This window comes from Lentisphaerota bacterium, from assembly GCA_016873675.1.
Taxonomy (GTDB): Bacteria; Verrucomicrobiota; Kiritimatiellia; order RFP12; family JAAYNR01; genus VGWG01.
Window position 1 is genome coordinate 1 of the sequence record VGWG01000093.1, and the last position, 10,305, is coordinate 10,305.

General features: G+C 64.3%; 3 protein-coding genes and 1 tRNA gene. 3 read left to right on the forward strand and 1 reads right to left on the reverse strand.

The features are described from left to right. Window positions 1-1,203 precede the first annotated feature (1,203 nt). A tRNA-Phe gene (locus FJ222_10170) sits at window positions 1,204-1,279 on the reverse strand. Between the two features lie 140 nt (window positions 1,280-1,419). Here FJ222_10170 and hrpB point away from each other — a divergent pair. The 3 genes from hrpB to FJ222_10185 all read left to right on the forward strand — a co-directional run bounded on the left by hrpB (window position 1,420) and on the right by FJ222_10185 (window position 7,850). Beyond that, entirely contained in the window at window positions 1,420-3,960 is a 2,541-nt protein-coding gene (gene hrpB, locus FJ222_10175) for an ATP-dependent helicase HrpB (GenBank protein ID MBM4164787.1), read from the forward strand. A 132-nt stretch (window positions 3,961-4,092) separates the two neighbouring features. Beyond that, complete coding sequence (secA, locus tag FJ222_10180) at window positions 4,093-7,194, forward strand: preprotein translocase subunit SecA (GenBank protein MBM4164788.1); 3,102 nt, start codon at window positions 4,093-4,095, stop codon at window positions 7,192-7,194. A gap of 50 nt (window positions 7,195-7,244) precedes the next feature. Beyond that, window positions 7,245-7,850: a guanylate kinase gene (locus tag FJ222_10185; GenBank protein MBM4164789.1), complete on the forward strand. Its 606-nt coding sequence runs from the start codon at window positions 7,245-7,247 to the stop codon at window positions 7,848-7,850. Window positions 7,851-10,305: the final 2,455 nt, after the last annotated feature.

The window sequence follows — 10,305 nt, forward strand, 5'->3', positions numbered from 1 at the left end:
CGTCCAAATTAATCCGCGTCCTGAGTCCGGCGTCCTGCGTCCGAAATGGAATCCGGAAATGCGCGAAGCGGCGCTATGTGTGTGAAATCGTCCTCCGTAATCGTCGCCCGTAATCGTCCACCGACCGGAGGCAGAATCATTTTCTGTCATCTAAATACTTTCATTTTTGCCCATTCTGGCTCTCGTCGCCGTGCCGGGGGTCTGTGAGCGCGGCGGAGGCGCGAGAAAGCGGCGTCGCGCGGGATACCGCTTGCCGCGCGCACTCCAAGACGCTGCCGCCCGGACGCAGGTAATTTGGAGTGCGGTGGCAAGCGGTATCCCGCGCGACACCGCTATTTCTGACCAAGAAAAGGCGCCAGAGGGTGAAAAAGGCTCCGATTTAGATGCGTTTGCCCTGAAGAAACGATTGACATACCCCCCCCCGCTATCTATAATGTCACCTAATCAACTGATTCGGTCCCGCTCATTTTGTGTTCCACTCCGGTGGACCCGGGGTGGGGTTTTCATGCGGGAAGCCTCCGATTCGTAACACGACCTGTAGAGCGTTTTCCCGAGCAGCAGCGCATGCCTGTGACACATGGAGCATTTCCGATATCCGGCCTCTCTCGCAACGGATCATATGACACACACGCGCATCATCGTAAGGCTGGGTCTGGCGATAGTGGCTGCCACAGCAGCACCCAGTGGCGCATCGGAGGTGCCGGCGACCCGCAGCAGCGTGGGTCGCATGGAGTGCGCGACGAATGCTCCGGCTGAGCCGCTGTGTTCATCTCCCGTCGAGATGTCATCCTTCACGGTCGGTCATGTATACCGGACGACAACCAACGCCATCTGCGAGGCGCACCGTTCTTTTCTACATGCTGCAGAGGTCCGGGTGGCCTATGGGTTTCCGGGGAGATTTCCTGGCGAGGCCTATCGTATTGCGAAGACGAACAGCTTTCCTCATTCAACTGAGCCGGTGCTCGGTGGATGTATCCCCCGGCCTGCCACCCATGTCATCGTACCGTCATGCAGACAGTGTGACAAAGCAAGGGAGGACTGGCTGCAGTATCACCGCTACACGGACTAGGATTCACCCGTCGTCGGAAACCTATTGAGGCGCTTGAGAAACCCCTGACAGCCAAAGTGGCACGGGCATCTTGCCCGTGATTCATGGGCGGGACGCGCATGTCACAAGAGGTTTTGAAAGCGCCTCAGAAGAGATGGTGGCAAGGGCCGGGGTCGAACCGGCGACACGCGGATTTTCAGTCCGCTGCTCTACCAACTGAGCTACCTCGCCATATCCAGAGCTGTGAAATGCGGGCTACAATAGCGAAGGGAGGGGCGAAAGTCAACGGTGTTTTTTGTATTTTTTTTATTCGGAAGGTGAATTGCAGTTTCCGCGCGAGTCGTTTTGGCGTATCCTGTGGCCTCTCTGAAATGTCTGACAGGCTCCATACGCTTCCCGACCTCCCGGTTCGCGCGGTGATTCCCAAGATCGCCGCCGCGCTGGCCCGGAACTGCCCGGTTGTCTTGCAGGCGCCGCCGGGTTCGGGCAAGACAACGCTTGTTCCGCCAGCCTTGATGGATGCGCCCTGGCTGGGCGGCCGCCGGATCGTCCTCCTCGAACCCCGCCGCCTCGCCGCCCGAGCCGCCGCCCGGCGCATGGCGCACCTGCTGGGGGAGTCGGTGGGGGAGCGGATTGGCTATCACATCCGGCTCGAACGGCGGGTGTCCGAGACGACCCGCGTCGAAATCCTGACCGAAGGGCTACTCGTGCAGCGTCTGCTGCATGATCCCGAACTCGCGGGCGTCGGGATGGTGATCTTCGACGAATTTCACGAGCGCGCACTCGTCGCCGATCAGGCTTTGGCCCTGGCGCTCGATGTGCGCCGCGCGCTGCGTCCGGATCTGCGCCTCCTGGTGATGTCTGCGACGCTGGATACGGCGGCGGTCGTCGGCTGGCTCGCCGAACCCGGTGCGCCCGCCGATTGCCAGCCGCGCGTTGTCACCGCCACGGGCCGCGCCTGGCCCGTGGAGACCCGCCTGCTTGCCCGTCTCCCGTCGTCGCCGGTTGCGCGCCAGGCCGCCGATGCCGTGCTCCGCGCCCTGGCCGATGAGAGCGGGTCGATCCTGGTTTTTCTTCCCGGCGAGGGCGAGATCCGCCGGACCGCCGAGCTCCTCCGAGAGGCGCGCCTGCCCGTCGGCGCCGAGGTTCAGCCGCTCTACGCGGCGCTCACGCGCGAGGCCCAGGAACGGGCGGTCGGGCCGCCGCCGCCGGGCGTGCGCAAGATTGTCCTCGCCACCTCCATCGCCGAGTCGAGCCTGACGATCGAGGGGATCCGGGTGGTGATTGACGCGGGCTGGATGCGGGTGCCGCGCTTCTCGCCGCGCAACGGCATGTCGCGTCTGGAGACGCTCCGCATCTCCCGCGATCGGGCCGATCAGCGGCGGGGGCGGGCGGGGCGTCTCGGGCCGGGCGTCTGCTACCGCCTCTGGGACGAGACCGAGGACCGGACCCTTGCCCCCGAGGCGCTGCCCGAGATTCTCGACGCCGATCTCGCCCCGCTGGTCCTTCAGTGCGCCGACTGGGGCGCCGCCGGTCGCGGGGATCTGCCCTGGCCGACGCCGCCGCCGGAGGCTGCGTGGCGTCAAGCGGTCGCCCTGCTGACCGATCTGGGCGCGCTGGACGGGGCGGGGAACAGGTCCGCTGCGGCGGTTGATGCGCCCATCCGGATCACGCCGCGCGGACGCCGTCTTGCCGCGTTGCCGATTCATCCGCGCCTTGCCGACATGATCCTCCGCGGCGAAGCCGAGGGATGCGCGCATCAGGCCTGCCTGCTGGCTGCGGCCGTTTCGGAACTGGGCGGAGAATCGGGATTGCGCCGCGAGACCGACCTCCGTGTGGCGATGGATCGCCTCGATTCCGGCGATTCCGTGTCGCCGGGTTTTGCGGATCGCGTTCACACGCTGGCCCGGAACTGGTCGCGCCGGTACGCTGCGGATGTCTGCCGGATGGATGTTGGCCGGCTGCTCGCGTGGGCCTTTCCGGACCGGATCGCCCGGCGTCGCTCGCCCGACGGGCGCTACCTCCTCGCCTCGGGCTGCGGCGCCGTGCTGGACGCCGCCGACCCCCTCGCCCGGCATGACTGGCTGGTTGCCGCCGAGCTGGCCGACGATGGGGCGGACGCCCGCATTCGTCACGCCGCGCCTTACGACCGCGACCTGTTGGAGGCGGACTTTGCCGACCGGATCGTCGCCGCTCCGGTGGTCGCTTGGGACCGCCAGGCCGAGCGGGTCACAGCGGTCAGGCGTATCCGTTTTGGCGCCATTGTGTTGCGGGATTCGGTTCTGGCCGCGCCCGATGCTGGGGCGGTTCGGGAGGCACTCTTCGCGGGGATCCGGCTGAAAGGGCTGGACCGACTTTCCTGGACTCCGGCCACGAACGAGCTGCGCGCGCGCGTCGCGTGTCTGCGCCGTGCCCGTCCCGAGGAGAGTTGGCCGGACTTTTCAGACGCGGCGCTTGCCGAAACACTCGCGGACTGGCTGGGGCCGTGTGTCGACGGGGTGCTGCGCTGGAGCCAGGTCGAGCGTTTGGACCTCCATGGGGCGTTGGCCGCCCGGCTTGGCGCGCTGCGCGGCCTGCTGGACACCCTGGCGCCGACCCATTTCACGGTGCCCGGCGGCTCGCGCATCCGCATCCGCTACGATGTGGGCGCGACGCCCGTGCTAGCGGCACGCATTCAGGAGGTTTTTGGACTGACCGTCACGCCGCGCGTCGCCGGCGGACGCGTCGCCGTGTTGATGCATCTCCTGTCGCCGTCGCAGCGGCCGGTGCAGATCACCGCCGATCTCGAAAGCTTCTGGAATACCGGCTACACGCAGGTGCGCAAGGACCTCCGCGGCCGCTATCCGAAGCACGCCTGGCCGGAGAATCCGCGCGAGGCCGTCGCCACGCGAAGAAGAAAAGCGGAAAATTGAAAGCTGAACGGAGAAATCCATTGATTCCATCACGCGTATTCGCGCGCTTGTCTTTGCGTCGCGTGCATTTTTTTGGTATCTTCCTCTTTTCATTGGGCGTGTTGCCAGACCCGCAAGGCGGTTTAGGACAGAATTATGCAGATACTTAAAGCGATTTTTGGGACCAAGAATCAGCGCGACGTGAAGCGGATGCGTCCGATGGTGGAGCGGATCAACGCATGGGAGCAGCAGTATCAGGCGCTATCGGATGCGGACCTGCGGGCCAAAACGGCTGAATTTCGCGAGCGGGTGCGGCAGGGCGAGACGCTCGACAGCCTGCTGTTCGAGGCCTTTGCGGCGGTTAAAAACGCCTGTCGCCGGCTGTGCGGCACCCAACGGCAGGTGTGTGGTCACGATCTGCCATGGGAGATGGTGCCATTCGACGTGCAGCTCATGGGCGGCATTGTGCTGCACGAGGGAAAGATCGCCGAAATGCAGACCGGCGAGGGCAAGACGCTTGTGGCGACCCTGCCGCTCTATCTCAATGCACTCTCAGGCAAAAATGTGCATCTGGTGACAGTCAATGACTACCTCGCCCTGCGCGACTCGCAGTGGATGGGGGCCGTTCTGGAATTTCTCGGCCTGACGGTCGGCTGCATCCAAAATCACATGTCGCCGGCGGAACGCCGGCAGCAGTACGCCTGCGATGTGACCTACGGCACGAACAGCGAGTTCGGCTTTGACTACCTGCGCGACAACGGCATGGCCATGGATCCGTCCCAGGTGGTGCAGAACGGCCATGCGTTTGCAATCATCGACGAGGTGGACAGCATTCTGATCGACGAGGCACGGACGCCGCTGATTATTTCCGGCATTGCCCAGCAGGCATCGGCACACCAGTATGCGGAACTCAAGCCGCTGGTTGAGCGGCTCTTCAAGCGGCAGCAGGAGCTGTGCAACCGCCTGATCGGCGAAGCGAAACAGGCGCTGGACACCCAGGATCAGGAGACCGCGATGTGGCGGCTCTTCCAGGTCTACCACGGCACGCCCAAGCACAAACAGTTTCTCCACCTGCTGGAAGATGCGGCGGTGCGGAAACTGCACGAGCAGGTGGAGAGCATGATGCTCACCGAGATGCGCAAGGAGCAGGCCCGGGAGCTCCGCGAGGAGCTGTTTTTCACGATCGACGAACGGAGCCGCGAAGTCTCGCTGACGGACAAGGGCTGCGCGGCGATGAACCCCGACGACCCCTCGATGTACCTCATGCCCGATCTGATCACCACGATGTCGGCGATCGAGGGCGACACCTCGCTGGGCCTCGCCGAGAGAACCCAGCGCACGCAGGCGGCGCGGACCGATTTCATGGAGCGCAGCGAACGGGTGCGCAACGTGGATCAGCTTCTCCGGGCCTACAGCATCTACGAGCGCGATGTGGATTACGTGGTTCAGGAAAACCGGGTGCTGATCGTGGACGAGTTCACGGGCCGCATCCTGCCGGGCCGGCGGTGGAGCGACGGTCTCCACCAGGCGGTGGAATCCAAAGAGGGCGTGCAGATCGAGCGCGAGACGCAAACCCTGGCGACCATCACGATTCAAAACTACTTCCGCCTGTACAAGAAGCTGGCGGGGATGACCGGCACCGCAGAGACCGAGGCGGGCGAGTTCTCGGATATTTACAAGTTGGATGTGACGGTGATTCCAACCAACCGGCCGATTCGCCGCGTTGACCAGAACGATCTGATTTTCAAGACGCAGCGCGAGAAGTTCAAGGCGATCATCGAAGAGGTGTCCGAACGGCATCGCAACGGCCAGCCGGTGCTTCTCGGAACGGTGACGGTCGACACATCGGAGGTCATCAGCCGCATGCTGCGCATGGCCCACATTCCGCACAACGTGCTGAATGCCAAGAACCATGCGCGCGAGGCCGAGATCGTCTCGTCGGCGGGCCAGCCGGGAACCGTGACCATCGCCACGAACATGGCGGGCCGAGGCACCGACATCAAGCTCGGCGCCGGCGTGGTCTGGGCGCCCGAATCGGTGGTCAAGTCCCAGATCACGCTCGACGAGAAGCCGGCGGGTGAGGCCCGGACGCTGCGGGATCTGCTCAACGAGCGCCCCTGCGGACTCCATGTGATCGGCTCGGAGCGGCATGAATCGCGCCGCATCGACCGTCAGCTCCGCGGCCGCTGCGCCCGGCAGGGCGACCCCGGATCGTCCCGGTTCTACATTTCGCTGGAAGACCAGCTCATGCGGTTGTTCGGATCTGACCGCATTTCGGGAATCATGACCCGACTCGGCATGCAGGAGGGCGAGGCGCTCGAACACCGCTGGCTGAACCGTTCGGTCGAGACGGCGCAACGCCGCGTCGAGCAGCAGAATTTCTCTATCCGCAAGCGGACGCTTGAATACGACGATGTGATGAACAAGCAGCGTTCGGTGATCTACGAGCTGCGGGGCGAGGTCCTCTGCTCGGAATCGCCGCACGAGAAGATTTTGGACATCTTCAACGACCTGATTCTCTCGCAGTGCGAGGGGTTTCTCGACTCGCCGAAGGTCCGGGAGTGCCGTCCCGCGGAACTGGCCGAGGCGCTGATGACGGCGTTTCCGATTGCCGTGACCGCCGATGAGTTGGCGGCGTTTGCGGGCAAGCCTGAGGAGGCCGCCCAGCAGATGTATGCGCGCGTCGCCGAGGCGTACGAGGTGAAGTGCGCGATGGAGCCGCCGGCGTCGCTGGCGTTTCTGGAACGCCAGGTGGTGCTGAGCTGCATTGACCAGCAATGGCAGGAATACCTGCGGGCGATGGACGAGCTGCGCCACGGGGTGAGCCTGCGCGCCTATGGCCAGCGCGACCCGCTGGTGGAGTACAAGCGCGAGGCGTTCCAGATGTTTGAGGAGCTGGTCGAGCACATCAAGACCGATATCGCGCACACGGTCTTCCGCGCCACGGCGTCAATCGACAATTTCGACCGGCTGATGCGCGGCGGCGGCGTGCGGCGGCAGCAGACGATCCACCAGTCGGTTTCGCTGCTGGGCGCGGCCAATGCGGCCGGAATCATTCCAGCCGACGGCGACACGCAGTCGGTGACGGTGCCGGCCGGAGCGGCGGCGAATTTTGATGCGGCAGTGGATGCCATGGGCAAGCCCGCCTCGACGGCGCAGCCGGTCCGCCGTGACGAGCCGCGGGTGGGCCGCAACGACCCCTGCCCGTGCGGCAGCGGCAAGAAGCACAAAAAGTGTTGCGGTCAGAACGGGTAAGGGCGTGTGAGATGGGACGAAGACGGACGCGGCCGCCGGCGGACTGGCGGATGAGGAGGAGACTGATGAAACCGTTGCTGATCGTGATGTCCGCGCCGTCCGGCGCGGGGAAGACGACGCTGTGTGACCGGCTGCTGCAGGACTATCCCGAGATCACCTATTCGGTGTCCTGCACGACCCGCGACCCGCGCGGGCTGGAAGAGGACGGCGTGGACTATTTTTTTCTGACGCCAGCGGCGTTTGCGGAGCGGGTGGCGGCCCGCCGGTTCATGGAACACGCCACGGTTCACGGAAACCGTTACGGCACGCTGCGCGAACCGGTTGAGGAGGCGATGGCCGAGGGGCAGAGCGTGCTGATGGATATCGACGTCGAGGGCGCCTCCCAGGTGCGGGCGTTTGTGGAAGCGCTGCCCGCAGGGCATCTGATACGCGCGGGTTTTGTCGACATCTTTGTTCGTCCGCCCAGCCTGGCCGCCCTGCGCGTCCGCCTCGAAGGGCGGGGCGAGGATTCCGAGGAAGCAATGGATGTCCGGATGGAAAATGCCGCAGGCGAAATGGCGCGCGCCGACGAATTTGGCCACCAGATTGTCAACGACCATCTCGAGACCGCCTACCGCGAGTTGATCGAGGTGATCGAGGCGGCGGGACGCAGCTAGCAGAAAATCCAAAACGCCCACTCGGCAGCAGATCCGTCGGCTAATCGGCCGCCTTCGTGGCGGGCTTATCCATGTCGAACAGCAATCCGCGGCTGCGTTGACCGGTCTTGGCGTCGTAGAAGAGCACGAAGATGTTGCCGGGATCGGCATTGTAATCCATGCCAACCGGGTTATCCACAGAGGCTGCGATCTGCACCAAGAGCGTGTTTTCGCCCCGACGCAGCTTGAAGGGGCCTTGGGGCATCTTCGCGTTGGGTCTTGAGTCGTAGATCAGTTGGCCGTTGAGCAGGAAGCGGCCGACGAAGCGCCTTTCGGAGATGGGGGTCTCATTTTTTCTGTCTTCTTTGGTCACGCGATGGACCACCTGATCGTCCAAGCATGTATAGGCGACCGTCCGGCGGCCGGCCTTGACCGTCACATCGCGGTCGTCGGGCGACCAGACGCGGGTGGCCGCGCAAATGACGTCCAACGCCTTCGGCAAGGGTTTGAGATTGCCGAGCCAGATACTGCTTCCGAACGTCGCCTGCGTCCATCCCTTCTGGGGAACCGATGACCCGAAAATAGCTTTCGTGTTTCCAGACCAGGGTCCGTCGGAATCGAGCAGATCTCCAAGCTCCGCTGACCGCTCGATCATCTGAGAGATATTGGCGTCGCCGCCATCTTTGCCATACGCGCCGTCGCTATCCTTCATCAGCGGCATGGTGCTGGCGTTAGTGATCCACCAGCGCGAGAGGGTTCGCGCATCGACGATGGTTTCGCCGTCCTGGGACGATGCGGGCGCGAGCGTCGCGCGGTACGTGATGGGGTAGTGACCGTCGGGCACCGTGATGTCTTGCGGCCGGCAGGGAATGGTGACGCTGATTCCTTTCTTTGAGGGAATCTCGACGCGATGCGTCAGCTTCGGCATGACGATCTCTTGGGGCGGCTGCAGGTCAAGGGTGATCGTCTGTGCCGTGGCGGTGGCGTTGGTCACGATCAGCGCGGCGGCACCATCAATAAGCCCATTGATGACGGGCGGATCAACATCCCATGGGTTGGTCATCAAGCGCACGTTCTGCCGCGTTACGACGGTGCCGTCGGGGGTCTTGAGCCAGACGGGAATGGTGAGGTCGCGGCGCTGGATCTGTCGCGCGATCTTCCGGGCGATGATGACCGGTACTGAGAAGCGCGTCGTCGTATTCGGGGCGGCGGTGAACTGGCACGAAGCCACGCCTCCGGGGAAGCAGTTGGTGGGGATGGCCGAGCCGAGCTCGAGTTTCAGCGGTGCGTCGCCACCATTAAAGAACGTGCCGGCCAGATCGACGATGCCGATATCGGGAAGGCGCAGATCCGGAAGCGGATCGATCTGGAGGCTGTGTTGTTTCGGGCGCTCGTCGAGTTTCGCGGTCCAGCCGATGCCGACCGGATCCTGGTTGCCGCCGAGGGTGCGGATGGTCAAGGGGATTTCAACCCGTTGACCAGTGGCCATATTCAGCACCTCAAGCGTGGCCGGGCCTTCGGGCTCGGTGGCCATGATCCAATATTCAAAGATTCCGTTGCCGCCTTCGAACAGCCGGTGCTGGACCGTGTTCGGGACCGGTTCGTTCTTGGACCCCCGCCGCAACGTGCCGCGCAGGGTCGTGCTCCGCGCCTGCGGCTTGCCGTCGGTCCCCTGCAGCTCGCAATCGACGCGAAGCGAGCCACCGCGGCCAACCTCGGGACTGACGATGCGGGCGACGAATTTGCCGGCGGGCGCCTCGACGAGGCCAAGCACGACGCCGACGCCGGCCCGGACGGAAACGTCAACATGGCGCAGGCCCTTGGTCTCGACAACCGGGTAACTCCGGTCGTCGCGCACGTCGTAGAGGGCGACGATGCGTGGGTCGGCGATGACGATGCGCGCGGTCAGGAGTGACGGCAGGACGACGATCCGGTCGATCTCGACCTCCCGATCACCGGGCTCGAAGGTCAGTTCATACTCGCTCCCGGCAAACAATTCATAACTGGGCCCTGCGGCCTCCCAGACGAACCCATCGGTCGGAACCTCGGCGCGCAGTCTGGCGCCCCCGGCCTTGCCCCAGATGCCCGGCGGATCGTAGGCCTTGCCGTCGCGTTTCATGGCGAACCGAAGCGTGTATTCAGGCTTCCCGGGGGCGGTGCTCACCTTGCGACGGATCCAGACCTGCCCCTCCATCACCTCCGGACTCTTGAATGTGAGGGTAACCGGCGCCATGCCAGCTTTAAACGCGACCGGCTTGTCCGGGGCAAATCGGGCTACGGCCTGCTTTTCACGGGCGTCTATATCCCAGTTCGAGAGCGAGCCCTCGAGGACGCTGTTGGCCTGCATCAGGAGATAGCGCTGCGAACCGTCCTCGGTGTCGAGAATTCGACAGACGGCGCGTCGGTCGGTACGTCCGGCACTGTCGACAACGCGAAAGACGTCCTGCGACAGCCCCTGGCGTTCGAGCACGGCGAG

Coding starts and splice junctions, on each gene's coding strand:
- hrpB (MBM4164787.1), top strand. CDS start 1,420: ATGTCTGACAGGCTCCATACGCTTCCCGACCTCCCGGTTCGCGCGGTG.
- FJ222_10185 (MBM4164789.1), top strand. CDS start 7,245: ATGAGGAGGAGACTGATGAAACCGTTGCTGATCGTGATGTCCGCGCCG.